The sequence below is a fragment of the Bacillus sp. SIMBA_026 genome, assembly GCF_046535335.1.
In the GTDB taxonomy this organism is placed as follows: domain Bacteria; phylum Bacillota; class Bacilli; order Bacillales; family Bacillaceae; genus Bacillus; species Bacillus velezensis.
In genome coordinates, this window is record NZ_JAWRWX010000355.1 from 1 (window position 1) to 250 (window position 250).

A 250-nucleotide genomic window follows, 5' to 3' on the forward strand; every position below is an offset into this window, starting at 1 on the left:
CCAAGAGTGGCGGAAAGAGCGGCGATTGGTCGCTGGACGCCGAGCAGCCCGCGTCACCCGAGCCCCGCTCATGAACGCCTGCGAGCCGCACCACGGGCCGCGGAAGGCCGGCGTCGTGATTGCCTCCACCCGCGCGGCGGCGGGCCTTTACCCGGACGAGACCGGTCCGGTCATCCAGGATTGGCTCACCGAACACGGCTTTACCACGTTCCCCACCATGGTGGTTCCCGACGGCGAACCGGTGGGCGCT

General features: G+C 70.0%; 1 protein-coding gene. It reads left to right on the forward strand.

All coding sequences use genetic code 11. The features are described from left to right. Positions 1–70: 70 nt before the first annotated feature. Positions 71–250, forward strand: a 180-nt coding sequence (locus SB847_RS21785) for a hypothetical protein (protein WP_410578790.1), incomplete at its 3' end; no start/stop codon positions are given.